A 21,941-nucleotide genomic window follows, 5' to 3' on the forward strand; every position below is an offset into this window, starting at 1 on the left:
AATTCAACCTTCGAGCGTGATTTCATGACCACCTCCGCCACTCGACCTCTTGTTGGAGAACCCGTCGATCCCTCCTCCGCCCCTCGGCCGCGCCGCGTAACCTTCGAGGGCCGGACCATCCGGCTGGTTCCGCTTGTTGCGCACGAACACCTCGACGACCTTTGGGCCGCCACCGGAGGCCCGCAGAACGAGCATCTCTGGACCTACATGTTCGAACATCCCTTCCAGAACCGCTCCTCCTTCGAAGCCAACCTCCAGCGCCAGGAAGAGTCCAACGATCCGCTCTACTACACCATCATTGACAAGCCTTCTGGCGACGCCGTCGGTTGGGCCGCCTACATGCGCATGAAGCCCCTGCATCGCGTCATCGAGGTGGGCAGCATCATGTACTCGCCGCGTATCCAGCACACCGTCGGCGCCACCGAAGCCATGTACATCATGGCCAAGCACGCTTTCGAGGACATGAATTATCGCCGGTACGAATGGAAGTGCGACGCTCTCAACATGCCTTCGCGCCGCGCCGCTCTGCGCCTCGGCTTCACCTACGAAGGACTCTTCCGCCAGCACATGGTCGTGAAAGGGCGCAATCGCGACACCGCCTGGTATTCCATGCTCGACTCGGAATGGCCTGCCCGCAAACGCGCCTTCGAGCAGTGGCTCGATCCCGCCAACTTCGACGCCAACGGGAAGCAGCGCATGCCGCTGTCAGAGCTTAACCGCATCAACCGCTGAATTTGCGATGCCCCACATCCGCCTTGGTTTGGCAGATGTGGGGCCGAATCGCATTGCGCGATCTACAAAATAGCGTTCACCGCTAACTTGCCGTCCGTTCCAGTCGCCGTCGGGGTATTCGTACCGACGCCATCCCCGTTGTCTTCTAGCCAGGGCGTCTCGCAATCTGTGTCCTTACTCTTCGCATACAAAAAAGCTTCGAGAATGGATACATTGCCGTCCCCATTCGTATCGGGATTCGTCGTCAAGGCTGTGCCGGCATCGTCTGCGTTGTTCAGCGCGGAAGTGAAGTGGTACGAAAACGTGTCGTACTTGTAATCCGGATCCATCGCCCAGGAATACTGGGCATCGGTCGCAGCCGAAATCAGAATCCGGTTGTGGCCTCTCAAGTCGCGCAGAAACCCGCCGCTGAAGCATTGCTCAAAAAGTGCCACCATTTTGCCGAAGCTTAGGCTGTTAATCGTGTTTACGAAATCATCATCGAACACGTCGTTTGAAGTCTGGTTGTAATAGTAGGTCGCTTCATCCCACGCATTCGCATTGATTTCGTCTCCTGGAATCACATCGGCTCTGCCGCCGCGGTTGGCCGGCGTTTCTCCGCAACTGCTGTCGTGGTAGCCGCCACCGTGATTCGTGACGAAGATGAAGAGATCATCCTTCACCGTCATCTTCGATCTCAGATACTTGATGGCATCGTTGAATCCGGCCGGAGACGCAGCATAATCCACCGTGATATCGCTGTCTTCGCCCGTGCCGCCCTTATACACGACAACAATGTTGTCATCGCTGAAGCCGTACTTGCTTCGCAGCGTCAGGTACATGAACTTCAAATCGTTCCAGTAGCGCGTGTACGCCTTCACCGCGTTCACTCCGCCGCTGTAGAGCAGCGCGTATTTGTTATGCAGAAACGGTGGTTTATGGCACAACTGCGGGTACCTCACGCAAATGGGCACAATCCGCGATTCAAAAGGACGTTCGGGCTTTTTGATGATCTTGGGCGGCGTCGGCAATTCCAGCACCGGCGTCGTCTTCCCCTTCACCACCGTTCTGTCTACCGCCAGGCGTCCCGTCGCACGAACCAGCGAACCCTGGGCTTTCATATCGCGTAGTTGGACCGCGCCTGTCCCCCTGATCAGAATGTATACAGACTCCGGCATCGGCGTATTGATCCGGAAATACTTCATGTCCTTCACCAGCATCGGCACCGGATCATCCACGAAGTAGCCCTCCACCACGTATTGCTGCCGAAGGGTTGTTGCAGTCGCCTTTCTTAGGTCGATCGCTTTCAATCTCTCGATACTCGTCACTTGCGCCTTTACTTCGGGCCGCGGCGTGTCCTGGGCGAATGCACTTCCCAACGCCACAAGCATGAGAAGCACCAACACCAAGATGCCACCCAATCCAGATGATCCCTTGAGCCTCTTCATAAACTCCTCCCGGCCATGACTTCTGGTCTGATGAAGCCCGAACACCTCTGCGTTCGGGTCGGATTTTCCCCTCATCTCCCGTCGCCACCTTTCGAACCCTCACTAAGTGGTGCAATTCGCTGATCAATCGTGACGTACCAAAATGGAACTGGCGCTCCCTCCGATCCGCAACGCATCGAATTTTGCCCTTGACAACCTATACTGTGTTACATACAGTATGTTTCATACAGTATGCGTGACACAGTAGAAACCGCCATGAACCAGGAAGTACTCGACAATCTCCGTCTTGAGCTTCGTCGGGGATGTCTCATCCTGGCCGTCCTGGCGGAACTTCGCACCGAACGCTACGGCTACACGTTGCGCAAGGCCCTCGCGGAGCAGGGAATGGAAATCGACGAAGGCACTCTCTACCCGCTGCTGCGCCGGCTGGAAAGCCAGGGACTACTCGTTAGCGAGTGGCGTGAAGAGGACAAGCGAAACAAGCGGTTTTACCGCCTTTCCGCCGACGGCAAGGTAATCCTCAAGCAGCTCGCCGCCGAATGGAAGACCATCAGCGCATCGCTCGACGGCATTCTTTAGCCCGCGAACCGCGCTTGAAAGTGATTGGAGTTGGTTATGGATATGATCGAGCGTTACCTCCAGGCTGTGAAGTTCGCACTTCCCGAAGCGCAGCGCGACGACATCGTGAAGGAACTGCGCGACAGCATCTTGTCGCAGGTCGAGGAGCAGGAAGGCAGCCTCGGCCGCCCGTTGACGGAAGGCGAAACAGCCGAATTGCTGAAGCGACTGGGCAGCCCGTTCCAGTTGGCGAGCCGCTATCGCAAGCAGCAGTTCCTGGTCAGTCCCACCCTGTTTCCCATCTACTGGAAGGTTTTGAAGGCGGCGCTCGGCATCGCTCTTCTCGTCTCGGCAGCGGGATGCATCGCCATCGCCGCGGCAGGGAAGCCAATCTGGGAAAGTCTCCGTGGATTGCTTCAGTTTCCGAACCTGGCTATCACCGTCTTTGCCTGGGTCACTCTCGTATTCGTCGGCATGGAATTCTTTGGCGCAAAGTTCCAATGCACCGAACGCTGGGATCCCCGCGCCTTGCCGCCCCTCGTCAAGGATGCCCCTCGTAAATCGCGCTTCGAGCTGATTGCCGAGCTTCTAATTGAACTCGTGCTCGGTGTGTGGTGGCTGACCGGATTGCATTACAACTACCTGATCATGGGACCCGGCGCGAACTACCTGAATTTCGGTCCCGTGTGGCTCCAGCTCTATCCGTTGTTCGTCGCCTTGGTTTGCATCGACGTCGGCTTCACCGCGGCTCAACTCTATCGTCCGCAATGGACCAGCGGAGCTCGTATCTCCGTCGTCGTCAAGGGCGCAGTTGGACTCGTCGTGCTCTACTTCCTGCTCAACGCGCCGGATCTCATGGTCCCCGTCAATCCCACTGCGCAATGGCAGAACCTCGTACACAACCTCAATCGGGCGCTGCATCTCGGATTGACGGTCGCTTTCATCGTGATCGTGGTGAACATCGGCATCAGCCTCGTCAAACTGATTGGCAAGCGCATTGGACGAGCCCATCAAGCCATCGTCGGATCGTAAGCTTAAATTCCTCCTACGGCGATCCAGATGCTTGGGTCAGCCCTCACCCTCGGGTCCGCCCGAGGGTATTTTTTTATCCGGTGAGATCGAACCCAAGTGGCTGCTCGAGCTGTGCCCAGAGGCTTGGATTTATTCCGCACGCTTGATACCTAAACTAACGCTTCACGACCAAATACTAACGACTAACAACTAACGACTGGTTTTCTACCACTTCAACCCCAGCGCCCCACTAAAGAACCGTCCCAGCGGCGACATCTTCCGGCACGCATCCGTGAAGTCGCGCATGAAGTTCGGACCGCATACCTGCTTTTCGGTAAACTCCACCGCAGTTCCCAGGTCTCGAAGCTTCAGGTCTTCCACAAACTCATGATCAGCCGCGAAGCCTCGCGGAGGCCTGCTCAGCTTACCCGCATCGTCCCAGTTCAGCAGATGCCGAATCTTCCTCCACTCATCCGCTCGTTCCACCATCGCCGTTCTCACCCTTAGCAGGACCGGAGGCTCCGGATGCCACAGCCCCGACGCCGCAAAACATCCCTCCGGTTCCAGGTGCAGGTAGAACCCCGGAGAGTGGACGTCCTTTCCAGCATGCGAAAACCTCATGGCCGCATGCGTCTTGTATGGCTTCTTGTCGTGCGAGAACCGTGTGTCCCGATAGATGCGGAATAGTGACCTTTTCGGGTCCGACGTCAGATACGGCGAGATCTCATAAAGAGGCCCGCCGAAATCAGCCACGAACTGCAAACACGGCTGCCGCACTAGCTTCTCGTACTCGTCTTTGTGTTTCTGAAACCACTCGCGCCGGTTGTTTCGCTTTAACCGTTTAAGAAAATCGAATAGCTCAGGAGTGAAATATCGCATCGGTTGAATTCTATACTCCCGAACTCGTGATAAACCCTTGAACCGCCGCCGATTCCGGAGCAACATAAGCCCAAACAGCAGTCGGGCCGAGACCACTCTTTCCTGAGAGGAGCCCGCTATGTTTCGCAGACTTGCTTCCATTCTGATCGCGCTGATCATCCTTTCTCCATTTCTGATTGCTGAAGAAGCAGCCCTCCCGGATGCTCCCTCGGCAACTCAGGCAAAAGTCAAAGGCGACCTCGCGAAGTTCGCAACCGAACAGAAGAAAGTAACCGTCAATCTCAACGACACTTCCAAAGTCACAGGCAAGGTGCAAAACGTCGGCGAAGAGAATTTCGTGATCCTCGATTCCAAGACCGGACAGGCCTCGACCATCAACTTCACCGATGTTGCAGGTGTTAAGAAATCCGGTATGAGCAAGGCCACGAAAGTACTGCTGGGTGTGGGAATCGCCGTTGGCGCTTCATTCGCAATTGTCGGCATCCAGTGCGCTACCGGGTCGATAAGCTGCTGAGTCTGCAAGTGCGGTTCACGCTTTTCCCGTTCCGGGAAAACCGTTGTCAAGGGGGTCGGAGCCATTCTGGAAACGTAAGTCGCTGATTTAACGGCAAATATAAATTTCAAGAACGTGGCATGTTGCCCCCGCTCATCTTGCTAATCTGAAACTAGAGTAGAGAAAAGGCGATCGCCCCGGCGGTCGCCTTTTTGTTTGTCATCACGAACCGAAGGGAGGGATATGCGCTTTGTTATTTGTCATTCCGAGCCGCAGGCGAGGAATCCCTCCCGCAAATACAGAATTGCGGGCGAACTAAGTCTTACTGACAACCGAACCGACAACCGATGACCGGTGCTAAGTTCCTCATTCCGCCGACTTTGCCCGCAAAGCCTCTGGAATGACGAACTTACCTGCAAGTCTTCGACTAACTCTTTTGTTTTCACGACCGAAAGAAATTTTGTGAAGGGACTGAAGTATGAGCTACCGATTTTGCGAACACATCAAGGACAACAATGAGCCCTGCGGTTCTCCCGCGCTCCGCGGACGGCACTTCTGCTATTACCACTCTCGTCTACGTACCGTCTCGCGGCACGAGGGTAAGCCCCGCATCCGCGTCGGTGCCATCGAGAGCCGTCAGTCCATCGAAATCCTTGCCGCTCAACTCTGCCAGGCTGTCCTCGATGACGAGATCACTCCCACTAAGGCCAATACCATCCTTCGTGCGCTCAAGTTGGTCGAATCCGCAATGAAGAAGTTTCAAACACTGCACACCCGCGAAGTCGAAGTTCCCGCCAGCATGCAGGAATTCGTCGAGCAAGTGGACAGTAGCATCGTTGAGTCTGAGCCTGAGTGCTCCAGTCCGGAAGCCGCTGAACAATATAGCCCTCAGGAATGTGGCACAGACATTCCTGCCTGCTCTCCTCCCGGAACCCTCGAACACACCGCCAGGTCTCTCCCTCCCCACCTCCGCTCCAACATCAAACGCATTCTGCGCCAGGGCCCCTCGCATCCCCAGTTCCGCCAGGTCTCCCGTATGCTCGACGCCCAGATCGCATCCCTCGCTGCCGGATAAATCAATTCAACATTGAAAAATCTTGAAGCCGATGCTCGCCGGATGCATCCATTCAGGGATTCCCAATTCGCGAGGAGTAATTGATGCGTAAAGTCAGCGTGGTTTCGTTTCTGGTGTTGCTGAGCGCTTTGGTCGCAGTTGCACAGGCACAGGAGTTCAAGGTTGACCCCGTTCATTCATCGGCGCAATTTAAGGTCAAGCACCTCATGGTCAGCACCGTCGTTGGGCGCTTCACTGACCTGGCCGGCACCATCTTGTACGACGCTCAGGACCCTGCGAAGTCAAGGGTAGAAGCCGTCGTCAAGACCGCCAGCATTGACACCGAGAACGCCACCCGGGACAAGGACCTTCGCGACAACTATTTCGAGGTGACCAAGTACCCAGAGATGACTTTCAAGAGCACCAAGGTCGAAAAGCGCGGAGATCAGTGGGTCGCCATCGGACCGCTCACCATCAAGGACGTCACAAAAAACATCGAGGTCCCATTTGAAGTCAACGCTGTGGACAGCCCTCGCGGCAAGATTCTTGGTGCTTCCGCCACGTTCAAGGTGAATCGTCACGACTACCACGTGAATAAGGGCGGCGTGATCGACAACGGAGCCGTAGTGGGGAGCGACATCGCCATCGAACTCAACGTTGAGGCCCGTCCGCCCGCGCCCGCTCCGGCCGCCAAGTAGTGCCGGGCGTGTGCCCCACGTAAGAGGCTCGACTTGGTAAAATATCCATTCCTACCGAGGGTGAATGGATGGCGATGGAATCAGATAAGGTGATGTTCGAGATCTACCGTGACTCGACGTACACGGGAAAGTACCGTGTCGTCTACTACACGGAGCTGAACGAGAACAATAAGGAATGGGAAATCAATAAGGCCATGGCAGGCGAGCATTTCTACGATGGCTTCATCAGGAACTTCGGCAAGGACGAAGCCAAAGACATCATTGATGCCTTGCTCAAGCGCATGAATGACGGCGAGAATCTGTCGTCCAACGATATCGAACGCGAGTTGGGAACTCATCTCGCGACCCGATAAGCTCGGTTCCGGGAAACAAAGAAGGGCGTTGCGTGGGTGCAACGCCCTTTCGTTTTGCCCGGCCGCGAGGTGGCGCTGCCGGCAAAACAGCGCAATCATCCGCCAAGGACGAACGTGACGGTGATCTGCGTTTCAACCTCAACGGGTTCGCCGTTGAGCAGATACGGCTTGTAGCGCCATTGGCGGACCGCATCCATGGCGCTGCCGATCAACAGTGGAGGACCACTGACAGCATGCAAACCTTGTATCGATCCATCGCGCCCAATCATCGCCTGCAGCACGACCGTACCTTGCTGCCGGATAGCGATGGCAGGTCTCGGATACACCGGCTGCACCTTCCGGAGCAGCAGGCCTTCGTCCAGGTGCGAAATGCGAACCATCTTCGGCTTCGGACGCGTGGGTTCCGGCGGAGCGACCGGCACCACGTTCGACGGAAGGAAGGCAGCAAACCTGTTGTTGCCCCGGCCATCGCCGGCCGGTGCGCCCTCGACATAAGGTCCCGGCTCAACTGAACGGATGGCGCTCTCGTTGATGTCGGCAACGGTGTCTGGAACTTTGCTGGGCTCCTGCAATCTGCCATTCACGATGTCGGTACTCGTGGGCGGCTTCGGTCGACCCGTGGCTTGCCTGGGCGGCTCAGGCGGGCGCCCTCTCGGGGGCAACGGCATTTCGATCCAGGTTTTTAAGCTTCCGAGCGGCACTGCGTCGGTGTAGTACAGCGGTACCAGTACCAGCACCGTCAAGCAGATGGCCTGCAATCCGAACGAGGCCATAGCGGCGACGCGGTGCTGCGGATTACGGCGGGCATAGCGAAGAGGCTGTCTTCGAACATGGGTCCTCCTGACTGTTTCTGGAGGAGTGCACCCCTTATTCGCGATCGCTACTGCTATTGACACCGCTTCTGGATGGATTTGCTCCAACTATATTTTTCGTTATACCGGGAACAACTGCGAAGGCCGTGGTGTCAGCATCGCACTGCATCGACGCGATGAAGATTCGGTCTGGACGCAACTCAAGACCGTCGAGCCAGCCATTCTGGAAGGTCGTGAATGCCGCCGCGGCGTTACCTTGAGCGTCGGTCACGCGCATGTCACTGATGCGGGAGCAGGGAAGTTGAACCGCAGCCGTCTCGTGACGCGCGTCGATCTCTGTTCCATCGGCATCAGTCTCGTCGCGGTTCAGGCTGCGCAGCCAGGCAACAACGACCACCCGGTCGTCAGCGCGTTCAATCACGTTTACGACCGCGTTCGATTCCATCGCAGCCGACGACAGGGTTCTTGCCGCCAGCGCCCGACTGGGCTTGTCGAAAAGCTTGTTGAAGTAGCGAAGAGCATAGAACGTCGGTTTACGTTTGCCGCGGTAGTCCAATAACCCGAGGTGAAAGTTCACATGATCGTCGGAGAAGGTCGTTGTCTTCGGGTCGAAGTCATCGATCCGATACCAGCCCGTCAGCGTGACCTTCCCCGACGCAAGCGCCATCACCTGCGCCTTGAACAGCGCAGTGGCAGCGTATTGCGGCGTATGCTCATGCGGAAATGGCGCTGTCACGCCGTACTTGTTGGCCAGCGTCGGCGAGAAGCGATAATCGGCATAGCCGATCTCGTTCAACCACAGATCCTGTCGCGCACCATCGGCTTCCAGCAGGTCCGCCATCTTGTCGACCCAGGATTGGTGAACCGTCTCAGCCCGCTCCTCGAGCCACGATTCCGGATAACCGTGCATGGCGATCACGTCCACCAACTTCTCGACGTCGTACTTCTCGATCAGTTCCCGGAAGAACGGCGATGGCCCTTTGCTCATGCCGGCCAGAACGAGCGTCGCGTTCGGATCGGCCTTGCGAATGGCCGCCGCTGCAAGTCGAACCAGTTCCGCGAACCGCTCCGTCGAGCCCATCCAATACTCCTCGATGTCCGGTTCATTCCAGATCTCCCACGAGTGAATCCGGCCACGATAGCGCCGTGCGACCTGATACATCGTATCGGCGTAGAACTTCGGATCGGTTGGTGGACGTTTCCAGAATTGGTCAGGTGTGCCCGCCGCCCATTCGGGTGTGTACGCAACGTATGGAATCAGCTTGATGTTGGTACGCTCGGCTTCATCGACCAGCATGTCCCAGAACTTCCAGTTGTACTTGCCGCGCTGGTTCTCGATGGCGTTCCAGGTAAAGGAACACCGCAAGTACTTCGCCCCGACCTGCTGCGCCACCTGCATGTGCCTGCGCACACGCTCGCGCGAACTCGTGCCGTCGAAGTAGTCATCGGCGACAGCCGTGGGCATCCAGTAAAAGCCGCGAATGTCGGCTTCTCGGCTGCGGGAGTTCAACGCTGGGTTGACCTGCTGGGCAGCGCAAAGACTGGCCATCAGCACTGCGCCCGCGATCGCAAGACGGAACAACTTCATTCCTCCAGCGTAGCGATTGCGAGCGGGCCAATCTATAAGGTGTTCGATGGGCATTGCTGGCCAGCACTTCTTAACCCGCGTCGTTTTACCGACCGTTAAATGCTGCGATGGTTCGTGGAACGGCATTCCATTGACCTTGCATTTGACCGCATCCGGTTGAAGATCTAGCGCGCCCGCTTCATCAAAACCCCAAGTCACTTTTGAGGAGGTGTAACAATGTCGGGTCTCTATAAAGCTGCTCTGGGATTGGTGATTGTCGGTGCTCTGAACTGGCTTCTCGTAGGACTGTTTAACTGGAATCTCGTGGGAGCCATCTTCGGCGGCGACATGTCTGTGCTCAGCCGGATCATCTACACGGTGGTTGGTATCTGCGGCCTCATCTCCATCGGGATTCTGGCGCGGAACCTGGACGCGAAGCCGCATGCAGTGCATGGCGATCGGGAAGTCCGCAGGGTCGCTTAATTCTGACGAGAAGGAATGGAAGGCGGAGCAAATCGGCTCCGCCTTTTCTCATGCGTACAGTTGATAGAGCATCAGGTAGATGACTACGCCCGTGACGGACACATACAGCCAAACCGGATATGTCCAGCGTGCTATCGGGCGATGACGATCAAACCGGCCCTTCAAGCCGCGCGTCAGCGTCACCAGAACCATCGGTACGACGATGGCCGCAAGCACGGTATGTGTGAGCAGAATTGTGAAGTAAACGGTGCGAACCCATCCTTGTCCCGGGAAGTGTTTCGACCCAACTTCAGCGTGGTAGATCAGGTACGAAATCAGGAACAGCGTGGACGTGCAGAACGCCGCGATCATTACGGCGCGATGCGCCTTCTGCCGTCCGGTCTTAATCAGGTAAATGCCGATTCCGATCAGTACAGCAGCGGTGCCGTTCAGGACGGCATTCACCGCGGGCAGTTGCGTGTAGTCGATCATGTCAGGCTGCAGGTTTCGTCGTGCGGCGATTCGCAACGAAGAAGGCAATGGTGAACATTACCACGGTGAATCCGATCAGCACAGCCAGCGAAGTCGCGAGCGCGAAAACAGGCGTTGTCTGCGCAGGGAACAGCAGAGCGCGTAACGCGTCTGTCCCGTATGTCAAAGGGTTGATGTACATGAGCGCGCGAATCCACGTGGACGCGTGCGTCAGCGAGAACATCGCACCCGACAGGATCCATAACGGAATCAGGAACAGGTTGATGATGGCGTGAAAGGCCTGCGTGGAGTCCATCGGCCAGGCGATGATGAATCCCAGCGATGTCAGCGAGAACGCAATCAGGAAGATGACCAACACGCTCATCAACAAGCTGGCCAGAGAGAAGTGCACGCCGATGAATGGTGCGAGCACGAGAAACATCAGCCCCTGCAAAGCGGCCAGAGTTGTTCCGCCCAACACTTTTCCAAGTACGATCACAGATCGGCTCACCGGCGCCACCAACACCGAAAGCAGGAAGCCTTCGTTACGGTCTTCGATCACCGACATCATCGTGAAGATCGCCGTGAAGAGCACGATCATCGTCAGCGCGCCGGTGTAGAAGAACGTGAGGTAGCTTTGCCCAGAAGCGCCAGCACTGGCGCTGAACGAATTGCCGAAGCCCGAGCCGATGACGATCCAGAAAAGCAGTGGAGACGCGATTACGCCGGCCACGCGACTGCGGTTACGGTAGAAGCGGACAACTTCACGTTTCCACAGAGACATGGCCGGTGTGATTACGCCGGGACTCGAGGTAACCGAAGCAGTGCGCGGAAGTGTTTGAGTGCCGCTGGCCATTTACTTCTTCTTTCCCTTACCCTTCGCCGGAACAGATTCGGCGGCTTGATTCTCGGTCCAGAAGCGATGGCCGGTGCGGTGAATGAACACGTCTTCGAGGGTCGGTTTCGCGACGGTGATTGCATCAATGGAGCCGGGAAAAGCTTCGACGACATCGGTGACGAAGCGATGTCCCTGTTCGCGCTCCAGTCGAACCTTACCGTCGAGAACGGCGGCTTCAAGTCCGAAGTGCGAGCGAATCCTGGACGAGAGCCCTTCCGCATCGGCAGTCTCAAGCAGAATCACGTCGCCGCCGATCTCGCGCTTCAGTTCGGCTGGCGTGCCGAGTGCAACCAGATGTCCTTCACTCAGGATCGCCAAACGGTCACAGCGTTCGGCTTCTTCCATCAGGTGAGTGGTCACGATAATTGTGACACCGTCCTGATCGCGGAGCATCGCGAGATACTGCCATAGATCCTTGCGCGCGCCCGGATCGAGTCCGGTCGTTGGTTCGTCGAGCAGCAGAACCGCCGGACGATGCAGCAGTCCTTTCGCGAGTTCCAGTCGGCGCTGCATACCACCGGAAAATGTTTCCGCGAGGTCGTTGGCACGGTCGAGAAGGCCGACTCGAGTCAGTGTTTCGGTGACGCGGGCTTGCAATACCGCGCCACGCAAACCGTATAGGTGTCCAACGTGCCGGAGGTTTTCGGCGGCCGTGAGCTTTACGTCGATGCTGGGCGACTGGAAGACAACGCCGATCTGCTTGCGCAGTCCAGCGGGATCTTTCGCTGCGTCGAATCCCATGATCACGGCGCGACCGCCAGACGGCAGCATCAGCGTGGAAAGGATACGGAACATGGTCGTCTTGCCGCTGCCGTTCGGGCCAAGAAGACCGAATAACTCGGCAGGGAAGACCCGGAACGAGACGCCGTCAAGCGCTTTCCTCACGCCGTAGCTGTGGCGCAGGTCCTCGACGGAGATGACCGCTGTTGCGCTTGCTCCTTGCAAGAGGTCTGTGTCCGATAGATTCGTAGTAGTAGTCAAAGTTCCCGCTGAACTGGGTTTGTGAAGGATTCCTTCAATTCTAGCCGATCAAGGCAGGCACAACGCTCTTGTTACTTTATGTCTAACATCATGAGAGCCATAAGAATCGGCAGGTACAAAACTGTTGCCTGCAACAGTTGTCGTGCCGGCGCCTTGGATACAGGCGCGCTCGCCGGAAGCTTCTTCGAAGCCAGTCTCCAGCCAAAGTAAAGAAGTCCTAGCCCCAACAGAAACGCCCCGAACAAATAGATTCGCCCCGCCATCCCGATTGCTCCAGGCATCATGCTGACGGGAATAAGTGCGATCGAGTACAGAATTATTTCGCGCGCGGTAGCGCGTCCATCGGCGTAGACCACGGGAAGCATGCGTATATCCGCCCGCTCGTAGTCTTCCCGGTACAGCCACGCGATCGAATAAAAGTGCGGGAACTGCCACAGGAAGAGGATGGTGAACAGCAGCACCGCTTCCCAGTCAATACGGTTGCGAAACGCAGCCCAGCCGAGCAGCGGAGGCATTGCGCCGGGGAAAGCTCCGATGAAAGTGCAAATCGGCGATACGCGCTTCAAGGGCGTGTACACGCCCAAGTAAACGACGGACGTCGCAAACGTGAGCAGAGCAGCCAAGGCGTTTGTTGCGAGCCAAAGGTACAAGGTGCCGCCGAAGATCATCACGCCAGCCATGACGCTCGCGTGCATCAGGCTCATACGCTTCGCAGGCAGCGGACGCTGTGCGGTGCGCCGCATACGAGCATCGCCTTCGCGCTCGATCACTTCGTTGAAGGCAGCAGTTCCGGCAGAGACCAAACCGATTCCGAACAACGCATGAAACAAAGTCCACGAAAGTGAACTCATGCCCGACTTGTAAGCGCCGAAGTAGAAGCCAGTCCACGCGGTCATCACAATCAGGGTGGTTACGCGCAACTTGATCAGTTCGGCGTAATCGCGAAGGAGTGAAGCGAATCCAGAGCGTGGTATTGCCATTGGGACGCTGCTCATGCGGTCACCGCCTTCACGCCTTTCGAGACTCGTTCTTCACCCAACACCGGAACATGACGCCAAGCCTGGATGGCAAGTACAACAGCCGTTGCCAGGAGCAAGGCACCGACGGCTACGTGTGCCACGGTGGACCAAACCATGAATGGTTCGGGCTGAACTGCATCACGCCCCCAGACGATCTTGGTCAGGAACGAGATGAACCCGAGGCAAAGCTGAACCATGACGAGTCCAAGCATCATGACCGCAGGACGCTTCAGCGACTCAACCTGCGAGTAGTACGAGAGCACTCGTATCGACGTCCAGGTGAGCACAATGGCGACTACCGCTGCATTGAAGACGTGTGGTTCCCAACTCATGCCCTTGTGGCGGAACATGCCGCCGAGCGCCAACTGCACATAGAGGACAAGTACGGAAAGGAGCGTAAGGTTGATCAGCGACGGTTTGCGACGATCGACGGCGGTCCGCTCAACTTCACCGGTGTACTTACGGCCGGTGAGGAGCGCGATGGCAACAGATATACAGAAGAAGGTCTGACCGACAATGGCATGCGCGGTGGAAACCATCGGCGGGAGCAGATGCAACACTGTAACTCCGCCGAGGATGGCCTGCACGATGATGGTGGCGAACGCGCCTATTGCAAGACGCTTCATCCACTTACGACGGTCGACCATAAGCGTGAAGATGGTGATGCCGAGGGTCAGCAGGATGGTGAAGCCGGCCATCATGCGGTGTCCGTGCTCGTAGAGGACTCCGCCGACCATCCTGGGCATTCGGAATGTATGAAAACTGGTGGGCCAATCGGGGACGGCGAGGCCGGCATCGTTGCTGGTCACAAGGGCGCCTGCGATGATCAGCAGGAACGTCGCGAAAGATGTGAACAGCGCGTAATAATGATGCGCCTTGTTATACGGGGTGGTGAGCGACGAACGCAGAAGCCTGCTCCTCGTTATTCTTGCTGTTCCAGACCCGCCGGAACAACCGTTTAGTGTATCACTAAGACCTGTGATACCTGTCACTTAGATGAGGTTTGCTGCTGGTGGTTGCGGCCCAAAATGGGAATCTTCACTGCAACCTAGGTTCGACCCCGTGGGAATTCACAAAGGCGAAGTCGGCCGATTTCGTCTCTTTGGGCCCAATGGTGACCTTCATTTCCTGTTCGCCCATCTTCTCGTGGACGGCTGCGATGGTGTACTCGCCGGGCGGTAACCCCTTGATTTCAAACCTTCCATCCGGTCCTGTCACGGCAAACAAGGGATTGCTGACGACGTTCAGGTACATGCGCATCCAGGGATGCTGGTTGCACTTCACGGGGATCATGAGTTCGGGCTTATTGAACGTCTTCTGGATCGGCTGATCATTGGGAAGTTGCGATTCGTTCCACTGCTTGCTGGCCGTCGGCATCGGGTGAATGTTGTGAGTGGTTTGGTCGGCATTGATGATCTGGACTGGTTGACCGGCGACGATACCCATCACATGCGGGGTGTAACGGCAATTCTGCTGGGTGATCTTTGCGACCGTGGACACCGCGGGGAACGAACGGCCTTCCAGTCCCTTCTTCACGTAAATGAAGGCATTCGCCAGGGCACCATTGCTGACAACAAAAGACTCGTCAAAATTCGGCTTGTTGCCGCAGGCGGGATCCTGTGACATGTCGATTTGCTGAGCTTTGGGTAGCGTACCCGAGAACTTCACGTTTCCGGAGATGCTTCCCGCAGTTGCCGGGTCGATGGGTGTGAGCCCGGCTTGAGGCTGACTGGTGGCTGATGTTGATTCACTCTTTGAATTGCAGGCGCTGAGCGCCACGAGCAACAGTATCGAGCAGAAGAAGACTGTGATTCGCATTGCACATCGATTGTAATTCGCCTAACGCAGAACAGCGATGCCGGCGTATCCGACTACGGCGTCGCGATCTCCTGAGACGTCTCCGGAGGTTGCGTAGCGGATTAGCTCCGCCGAGGTTGAACCCAGCCTTTTGGCAGCTGTAAGCATTGCGATAGTGGGTCCGAAGCCGCACATTGTGACATTCTCTCGGAGCACGACGTCGTAAAGGCCCTTTGTGTCGAGAGCAAGGACGCGATCGATGGCCCGGCGGTCTTTTACGCGAGTGGTGGAGTCCGCTTCGTAGTGATTCATGTCGCTGGAGGCGATGATCATGACAGGTTCGGCGTTGCGCGAGAGCACGGTACCAATGGCGTCTCCGAGTTCGACGAGTTGTTCGTAGCGGCTGGTACCTACGGTGATCGGTACGAAGGAAAAGTTGGGGACCAAGGCCTGCAAGAAGGGAAGTTGGACTTCGAGCGCGTGCTCGTGACGCTGGGACTCAAGGTCTTCTGTCAACAATGGTGTCGCAGATTTGAGTTCGGCGGCGAGACGGGTGTCGATCTCGATTTCTCCCAACGGGGTGAGCCAACGCCCTTCGCTCATGATGGCGAGAGGGGCTCCATAGCCGGTGTGGTTGGGGCACATGATGATAAAGCGAGAGGGAAGGTTCAGGCGTCCATACACAGCACCAGCGACCTGCCCGGAGTACATGTATCCGGCGTGAGGAGCGACGCAGCCGATGGCGTTCAACTTGTTGCCGCTGACATTGGTGTAGGAACGAACAGCTCGGAGGAGAGTCTCCGCGCTTCCGGGATAGAACTGACCCGCGACGGCAGGCATACGAACATGGACGTTCATAGTCCTACTCCTGATGACAACATTATCCGACACCTGGTTAGGATGTGCGCGGGAATATGTTCAAGATGCGGCGGCGACGAGGCTCAAGCGGTTGAACAGCTTCGCCGCTTGCTCAAGGGTGATGGCCTCGGCGCGGACGTCTTCCTTCAGGCCAGCAGCTTTCATGGCGGCCTTCAGGTCCGGATAGTGCGACTTGAGGTTGTTAGCCAGAGTCTTGCGTTTTTGCCCGAATGAATGCTTCAGGAACTCGATGAATTCTTTTTCAGGGACGCCAAGTTGTTCGAATCGCGGGGCCGTCTCAAACCGCAGAACCATGGAATGGACTTTCGGCGGGGGATTGAAGGCGCCCGGCGGCAACGTGAGTATTTTTTCGACGTGGGTATAGAGTTGGGCAGTCGCGGAGAGGAGCCCGTAATCGCTGGTGCCGGGTTTCGCGAGAATGCGGTCGGCAACTTCCTTCTGCATCATGAGCACAAAGCGATCGAAATGCTTGTGACAGTCGAAGAGTTTTAGAAGAATATCGGAAGTGATGTAGTACGGGATATTGCCAACGACGCGGGCGGTTTTGACGGGACTTCCGGGCGTACGGTCGGTGAGGAGCCCGGGCTTGTGCCCAAGGAGTGTGGGGATCTCGATGCGAAGGAAGTCGCCTTCGACGACTTCAAGAGTCTCGAGGCGGCTGTACTTAAGGCGCATCTGGGCAGCGAGGACGTGGTCGAGTTCAATGACGATGAGTCGTCCGGCGCGCTTGAGCAGGAGTTCGGTAATGGCTCCGCGGCCGGGCCCGATCTCGATCACGGTTTCACCCGATATATCGCCGAGGGCTTCGACGATGGTTTCCGCGGCCTTGTGATCGGCAAGGAAGTGCTGGCCGAGTTTCGGCTTGCGAGATTTCATGCCGCTGCTCTCTGCATGTTTGCTGCTGACCTTCACAGATATTGTAGAGGCATTGACCCTTGTTTCCTTCGGCATTTAGACTCCCTTTGCCCATTCGGATTGCGGCGAACTGCGTGATCTGAGTGGAGGTCTGTTGTCGGTATCAAGAGAGGAAATCCCTCGATGCACATCGTATTTGCGGCATCCGAGTGTGTTCCTTTCGCAAAGACTGGCGGCCTGGCGGACGTAGTCGGCGCCCTGCCGCCGGAACTAGCGAAACTCGGCCACCAAGTAACGGTCTTCTTACCTCGTTATAAACAGACAAAAATTCCCACCGATGCGAAAACTGTAATCCCCAGCCTGACAGTTCCTTTTGACGACAAATACCGGTTCTGCTCGGTGATCGACGGCGGGACCCACTCTCACGTGCAATTCTACTTTATCGAGTACGCGCCGTTCTTCGATCGCGAGGCGCTTTATGGGACGTCGCTGGGAGACTACCGCGACAATGCTGAACGATTTGCACTGTACTGCCGGGCGGTTCTGGAAGCATGCAAGATCCTGGGAGTGCCCGATATCTTCCACTGCCACGACTGGCAGAGCGCGCTGATTCCGGCATTGCTGCGCAGCATTTACGAAGAAGATCCGGTGCTGGAGAAGGCGTCTACGGTATTCACGATCCACAACATCGGATACCAAGGTGTGTTTCCGGCGGACACGCTTCCGCTGCTGATGCTTCCGTGGGACTTATTCACGATCGGGAAACTGGAGTTCTACGGAAAAGTGAACCTGTTGAAAGGGGCGATCGTCTTCGCCGATTACGTGACGACGGTGAGCAGGAAATATGCGGCGGAGATTCAGACCTCGGAGTTTGGGTTCGGATTGGAAGGCGTGTTGAAGGCGAGATCGGCGACGCTGAGCGGGATTCTGAATGGTGTCGACTACGGAGAGTGGAATCCGGAGACGGACAAGTTCATTGCGGTGAACTACTCACACGATGATGTCCGCGGAAAGCTGCAATGCAAGAAGGACCTGCTGGCGCAATTCGGCGTGACTCAGTTTGATCCGAAGGTGCCGGTGATCGGAATCGTGTCGCGGTTCGCATCGCAGAAGGGGTTTGACCTGATTTCGCAGGCTGCAGACAGACTTGCTGCGGAAGAGATGATCGTGACGGTGCTGGGCAGCGGCGATAAAGATTACGAAGACCTGCTGCGACGATTGAACCGGATGTTTCCGCAGAAGATTGCGGTGAAAGTAGCTTACGACAACAAGCTTGCCCACAAGATCGAAGCTGGCGCAGACATGTTCCTGATGCCGTCTCGATATGAGCCGTGCGGGTTGAACCAGATCTACAGCATGCGATATGGAACGGTGCCGATTGTGCGGGCGACCGGTGGCCTGGACGACACGGTGGAAGCATGGGATCCGCGAACGGGTAAGGGAACGGGTTTCAAGTTCAGCGAATATACCGGCGACGCGATGATGACCGCCGTACACAATGCGGTGCTGGCATTCAAAGACCAGGCGAACTGGAAGAAGTTGATGCTGAACGGGATGACGAAAGAGTTTTCCTGGGGTCAGTCAGCACGAGAGTACGTAAAGGTTTACGACAAGGTGCTTCAACTACATACGGCTTTGCAGAGTTAGTTTGAAAAGTAGAATGGGACCGCCCTAGCGGTCCCGATCAATGCCGTCATCGGCCTAAGCGTTGGCCGAGATCGTGTCTTCCAGGCGCTCGTAGCTCTCAAGCACGGCGGCTACTCCGAACCGATTTCCGACTTCGGTCTTTTCCACACGAAGCACGCGCGCCTTGCAACGAACCCATGTGTCTTCCGCGGGAGAGGGTCCGGGCATCGGAAATACGAGTTCAAGGTCCGAGCCTTCCGCCACGCGGTTGCTCAGGTACATGAATACTCCACGCGCACTGACGTCGCGCGTCTGAGCTTCCAGATCCTGCACCGAGCCGTCGTGGTTCTTTACATTGACAGAAACCTTGGCGGGAATCCGTTTGTCACGCCGATGGTCTTCTTTTGGGTTGCTACCCATTCAATCTCCGCGTCGCAGAGGTGCTGTGATGCAATTCGAAAGCTTATGCGACTCAGTACCGTTTTACAACGACGGAAGGACAAAATTTGGCCCTAGAGATGGGTGCGACTCTGGCGGGAAAAGTAGGAATAAACAGGGATTCCAGCCAGAATTACCGCGGTTGCTACCAGGGAATTCACCAGTTTGGCCTGGAACGTGTAAACGAGTACGACGGCGGCGGCCAAGATAAAGAGGGCCGGAACAACGGGATAACCCCAGGTCTTGTAGGGGCGAGGAGCATCGGGGTTACGTTTGCGGAAGATGAAGATCGAACTGGCGGCTAAAAGGTAGAACAACCATTCCGGGTACAACGCGAGCGAGAACAACTGCTGGAAATTGCCCCCGAGAACGACGAGCAAACTGGCGAGCACGGCTTGAACGATGACGGAGTTGGAGGGCGTCCGAAAACGGGGATGGACTTTCGCAAGGAAGTGGAAGAAGTAGCCGTCGCGGGAGAGAGCGAACGGAATTCGGGCGCCCGTCATGCTGCTTCCGTTCAAGGTCACGAGCATTGAGAGAGCCATGCCGGCGGAGACGAGACCCGCGCCGAACGAACCCCAGGCAATCGCCATGGCTTCCGATGCAGGCCGGGGCGAGGCGGCGATCGCATTGGCGGGCATGACGAACTGAACAGCGGCGTTCACGCCCATATAAAGAAGTCCCACAATAGCGACCCCAGCGATGAGGGCGATGGGCAGGCTGCGTTGCGGCTCCTTGATTTCGCTGGAAACGTTGGTGACGAGGTTCCATCCGTCGTAGGCCCAGAGCGCGGCGATGAGCGCAGTCATGAAGCCGCCGAATCCGCCGAGGGCGGCACCATAGCGGGTGCCGAGGTTCGCCCACGCACCTTGGGAGTAAGTGAATCCGCCGACGATGATGCTGGCGATCATGACAACTTTCAGGATGGTGAAGAAAAGCTGGAACTCGCCAGCCTTCTTTACGCCAATGTAGTTCAGAATCGCGATCGCTGTGATAGCGCCAACAGCGACGAGATGTCCGAAGGTGACCTGAATGGGTGCGGTGATGATCGGGTTCGGCAGAAAGGAGAGCGGAGCGAAGGTCCCAATGATACGCACGAAACCAGTGACGATGGTTGCCAACGAGGCAGGCTTGGCGATCAGGAAGTAGGTCCAGCCGTAGAGAAAGCCGCCGAGCGGGCCGATGCCGTCGCGAACATATACGTATTCGCCACCGGCTTCGGGCTTCATGGCACCGAGTTCGGCGTAGGTGAGGGCACCGAAGAAGGAAAGAAGTCCGCCGACGATCCAGGCGAGATAGACCAGCCCGGAGGAGCCGACGGCCTGCATCATTTCCGACGGGACGAGAAAGATGCCACTGCCGATGATGGTGCCGACGACAATGGCCGTGGCATGGCTGACTTTCAAGTCGCGCGCCAGATCAAGAGCGCGTGTGCTGGCTTCAGGCGCCGGCCTGTGCATCCTTCCTATCCTCACCCGTAAAAAGACTCACCACAAGACCTACGGTGAACGTTACCACCGATCCGATCATCACGTACCAGGTAAACGGAATCGTGGTGAATTGCCAGATGTAGAGGTTCAGCATGAATCCGACGAACAGTCCGACCATGGCTCCGCGTTCGTTGGCGCGCTTGGTGAGAACGCCGAGGAGAAAGACCCCGAGCAGTGCACCGTAGGCGACAGAGGCAATGGCCAGGCCGACTTCCACGACGACCTTGATGTTGCGAGACATGATGGCGAGGGCGAACAGGATCAGCGCCCAGATGACGGTGGATACCCGCGAGAGCTTCATGCGTTTCGCTTCACTGGTTTCCGGGTGCCGGCGAACGTAGAAATCGACGATGGAACTCGATGACAAGGAGTTGAGTGCGGCGCTTAGATTGGACATGGCCGCGGCAAGAATCGCCGCGATGAGAATGCCGGAAATTCCATGTGGCATGTGCTGCACGATGAAAGTGGGGAATATCTCGTCGAAGGATGCGAACTTCTGACCGGACGCTGCAGTGTTGTAGTAAGCGAAGAGCAGGATTCCGACGAGGAGGAAGAACGTGAACTGCATCAGTACGGCGAAGCCGCTGGAAATAAGAGCGACTTTGGACTGGCGCTCGGTACGGGCGGCGAGCAAGCGCTGCACGATGAGCTGATCGGTGCCATGGCTGGCGGTGGTGAGGAAGGCGCCGCCGATCACACCGGCCCAGAACGTGTAGACCTTGAAGAAGTCAGGACTGAAGTCGAAGATGCGGAACTTGTTTCCGGCGCCGGCGAGGGTGGTTACAGTTCCCCATCCACCTGGGACGAGGTGCAACAGTGTCACGAATCCGACGATCGTGCCGCCGACGTAAATGAACATCTGAACGACATCGGTCCAGATGACGGCCGTCATGCCGCCTTCGAAGGTGTAGATAAGCGTGAGCAGCGTGACGATTCCGATGGCGATGACATCGCGAGTGAAATCGTCGAATCCGCCGAGTAGGCCTCCGAGAGTAATGCGGACGACGATGGCGACGGCGAAGATGCGAACGCCTTCCGCGGCAGCACGGGTGATCAGGAACAAAGAGGCGGTGAGGGAGCGCAGACGGCCGCCGAAACGGCGTTCCATCAACTGATAGGCGGTGAAGAGTTCGCCACGGAAGTAGTGAGGAATCAGCAGCACGCTGATAATGACGCGGCCCACCACGTATCCCATAACGACTTGCAGGAAGGTGAGGTCGCCGCGATAGGCGACACCGGGGATACTGATGATGGTGAGGGTGCTGGTTTCCGCGGCAACAATAGATAACGAGATCGCCCACCAGGGAATATTGCGGTCGGCAAGGAAGTAATCCTTGAGGGACCGATCCTTCTTGCGGAACTTCAGTCCAAAGAGCGTGATGCCGACTAGATAGGCGGCAATGATAGTGAGATCAAGCGCATTTAAGCCCATGTCAGTTTG

The 21,941-nt window shown here is 56.9% G+C and carries 24 protein-coding genes; 9 read left to right on the plus strand and 15 right to left on the minus strand.

The window, feature by feature from the left end:
- The first annotated feature begins 24 nt into the window (after positions 1-24).
- On the plus strand, positions 25-732 hold the full coding sequence (locus VN577_07255) for a GNAT family protein (GenBank protein HWR14609.1): 708 nt from the start codon (positions 25-27) through the stop codon (positions 730-732).
- 62 nt (positions 733-794) lie between these two features.
- On the opposite strand, the gene VN577_07260 is transcribed toward VN577_07255, so the two are convergent.
- Positions 795-2,159: a hypothetical protein gene (locus tag VN577_07260; GenBank protein ID HWR14610.1), complete on the minus strand. Its 1,365-nt coding sequence runs from the start codon at positions 2,157-2,159 to the stop codon at positions 795-797.
- A gap of 231 nt (positions 2,160-2,390) precedes the next feature.
- On the opposite strand from VN577_07260, the gene VN577_07265 reads away from it, so the two are divergent.
- Together VN577_07265 and VN577_07270 are read left to right on the plus strand one after the other, a co-directional pair.
- Positions 2,391-2,738 (plus strand): helix-turn-helix transcriptional regulator, encoded by a 348-nt coding sequence (locus tag VN577_07265; GenBank protein ID HWR14611.1) that lies wholly within the window; start codon positions 2,391-2,393, stop codon positions 2,736-2,738.
- Positions 2,739-2,774: 36 nt separating this feature from the next.
- The gene (locus VN577_07270) at positions 2,775-3,749 is read left to right on the plus strand and encodes a hypothetical protein (GenBank protein HWR14612.1); all 975 of its coding nucleotides are present in this window, start codon (positions 2,775-2,777) and stop codon (positions 3,747-3,749) included.
- Between the two features lie 204 nt (positions 3,750-3,953).
- Here VN577_07270 and VN577_07275 read toward each other — a convergent pair whose 3' ends face one another.
- On the minus strand, positions 3,954-4,607 hold the full coding sequence (locus VN577_07275; protein ID HWR14613.1) for a TIGR02453 family protein: 654 nt from the start codon (positions 4,605-4,607) through the stop codon (positions 3,954-3,956).
- Between the two features lie 118 nt (positions 4,608-4,725).
- Between VN577_07275 and VN577_07280 the strand changes: the two genes are divergently transcribed.
- The 4 genes from VN577_07280 to VN577_07295 all read left to right on the plus strand — a co-directional run bounded on the left by VN577_07280 (position 4,726) and on the right by VN577_07295 (position 7,205).
- Entirely contained in the window at positions 4,726-5,121 is a 396-nt protein-coding gene (locus VN577_07280) for a hypothetical protein (protein HWR14614.1), read from the plus strand.
- Between the two features lie 457 nt (positions 5,122-5,578).
- Positions 5,579-6,175 carry a hypothetical protein gene (locus VN577_07285; GenBank protein ID HWR14615.1) on the plus strand — a complete coding sequence of 199 codons (597 nt, stop codon included), beginning with the start codon at positions 5,579-5,581 and terminating at the stop codon, positions 6,173-6,175.
- Positions 6,176-6,258: 83 nt separating this feature from the next.
- Positions 6,259-6,852 carry a YceI family protein gene (locus tag VN577_07290; GenBank protein ID HWR14616.1) on the plus strand — a complete coding sequence of 198 codons (594 nt, stop codon included), beginning with the start codon at positions 6,259-6,261 and terminating at the stop codon, positions 6,850-6,852.
- A 74-nt stretch (positions 6,853-6,926) separates the two neighbouring features.
- Entirely contained in the window at positions 6,927-7,205 is a 279-nt protein-coding gene (locus VN577_07295) for a hypothetical protein (GenBank protein HWR14617.1), read from the plus strand.
- 95 nt (positions 7,206-7,300) lie between these two features.
- Here VN577_07295 and VN577_07300 read toward each other — a convergent pair whose 3' ends face one another.
- On the minus strand, positions 7,301-7,978 hold the full coding sequence (locus tag VN577_07300) for a TonB family protein (GenBank protein ID HWR14618.1): 678 nt from the start codon (positions 7,976-7,978) through the stop codon (positions 7,301-7,303).
- 94 nt (positions 7,979-8,072) lie between these two features.
- On the minus strand, positions 8,073-9,605 hold the full coding sequence (locus VN577_07305) for a beta-galactosidase (GenBank protein HWR14619.1): 1,533 nt from the start codon (positions 9,603-9,605) through the stop codon (positions 8,073-8,075).
- Between the two features lie 216 nt (positions 9,606-9,821).
- Between VN577_07305 and VN577_07310 the strand changes: the two genes are divergently transcribed.
- A complete protein-coding gene (locus VN577_07310; GenBank protein ID HWR14620.1) occupies positions 9,822-10,067 on the plus strand; it encodes a DUF378 domain-containing protein in 246 nt (81 codons plus the stop codon).
- 48 nt (positions 10,068-10,115) lie between these two features.
- Here VN577_07310 and VN577_07315 read toward each other — a convergent pair whose 3' ends face one another.
- The 8 genes from VN577_07315 to rsmA all read right to left on the minus strand — a co-directional run bounded on the left by VN577_07315 (position 10,116) and on the right by rsmA (position 16,967).
- The gene (locus VN577_07315) at positions 10,116-10,538 is read right to left on the minus strand and encodes a DUF420 domain-containing protein (GenBank protein ID HWR14621.1); all 423 of its coding nucleotides are present in this window, start codon (positions 10,536-10,538) and stop codon (positions 10,116-10,118) included.
- A gap of 1 nt (position 10,539) precedes the next feature.
- Positions 10,540-11,373 carry an ABC transporter permease gene (locus VN577_07320; GenBank protein HWR14622.1) on the minus strand — a complete coding sequence of 278 codons (834 nt, stop codon included), beginning with the start codon at positions 11,371-11,373 and terminating at the stop codon, positions 10,540-10,542.
- On the minus strand, positions 11,374-12,360 hold the full coding sequence (locus tag VN577_07325) for an ATP-binding cassette domain-containing protein (protein ID HWR14623.1): 987 nt from the start codon (positions 12,358-12,360) through the stop codon (positions 11,374-11,376).
- Positions 12,361-12,467: 107 nt separating this feature from the next.
- Positions 12,468-13,376 (minus strand): heme o synthase, encoded by a 909-nt coding sequence (gene cyoE, locus VN577_07330; protein HWR14624.1) that lies wholly within the window; start codon positions 13,374-13,376, stop codon positions 12,468-12,470.
- A gap of 11 nt (positions 13,377-13,387) precedes the next feature.
- Positions 13,388-14,224 carry a COX15/CtaA family protein gene (locus VN577_07335; GenBank protein HWR14625.1) on the minus strand — a complete coding sequence of 279 codons (837 nt, stop codon included), beginning with the start codon at positions 14,222-14,224 and terminating at the stop codon, positions 13,388-13,390.
- A gap of 229 nt (positions 14,225-14,453) precedes the next feature.
- A complete protein-coding gene (locus VN577_07340; protein HWR14626.1) occupies positions 14,454-15,233 on the minus strand; it encodes a carboxypeptidase regulatory-like domain-containing protein in 780 nt (259 codons plus the stop codon).
- Positions 15,234-15,254: 21 nt separating this feature from the next.
- On the minus strand, positions 15,255-16,070 hold the full coding sequence (amrB, locus tag VN577_07345) for an AmmeMemoRadiSam system protein B (GenBank protein HWR14627.1): 816 nt from the start codon (positions 16,068-16,070) through the stop codon (positions 15,255-15,257).
- A gap of 60 nt (positions 16,071-16,130) precedes the next feature.
- Positions 16,131-16,967, minus strand: a complete 837-nt coding sequence (gene rsmA / locus VN577_07350; protein ID HWR14628.1) for a 16S rRNA (adenine(1518)-N(6)/adenine(1519)-N(6))-dimethyltransferase RsmA — start codon at positions 16,965-16,967, stop codon at positions 16,131-16,133.
- Between the two features lie 162 nt (positions 16,968-17,129).
- Here rsmA and glgA point away from each other — a divergent pair, with 162 nt between their 5' ends.
- Positions 17,130-18,593, plus strand: a complete 1,464-nt coding sequence (gene glgA, locus VN577_07355; protein ID HWR14629.1) for a glycogen synthase GlgA — start codon at positions 17,130-17,132, stop codon at positions 18,591-18,593.
- A 54-nt stretch (positions 18,594-18,647) separates the two neighbouring features.
- Here glgA and VN577_07360 read toward each other — a convergent pair whose 3' ends face one another.
- The 3 genes from VN577_07360 to VN577_07370 all read right to left on the minus strand — a co-directional run bounded on the left by VN577_07360 (position 18,648) and on the right by VN577_07370 (position 21,932).
- Complete coding sequence (locus VN577_07360; GenBank protein HWR14630.1) at positions 18,648-18,992, minus strand: PilZ domain-containing protein; 345 nt, start codon at positions 18,990-18,992, stop codon at positions 18,648-18,650.
- Between the two features lie 92 nt (positions 18,993-19,084).
- A complete protein-coding gene (locus VN577_07365; GenBank protein HWR14631.1) occupies positions 19,085-20,470 on the minus strand; it encodes an amino acid permease in 1,386 nt (461 codons plus the stop codon).
- Complete coding sequence (locus VN577_07370; protein ID HWR14632.1) at positions 20,451-21,932, minus strand: sodium:solute symporter; 1,482 nt, start codon at positions 21,930-21,932, stop codon at positions 20,451-20,453. The genes VN577_07365 and VN577_07370 overlap by 20 nt, the downstream gene beginning before the upstream one ends.
- Positions 21,933-21,941 lie beyond the last annotated feature (9 nt).

The organism is Terriglobales bacterium, from assembly GCA_035561515.1.
Taxonomy (GTDB): Bacteria; Acidobacteriota; Terriglobia; order Terriglobales; family Acidobacteriaceae; genus DATMXP01.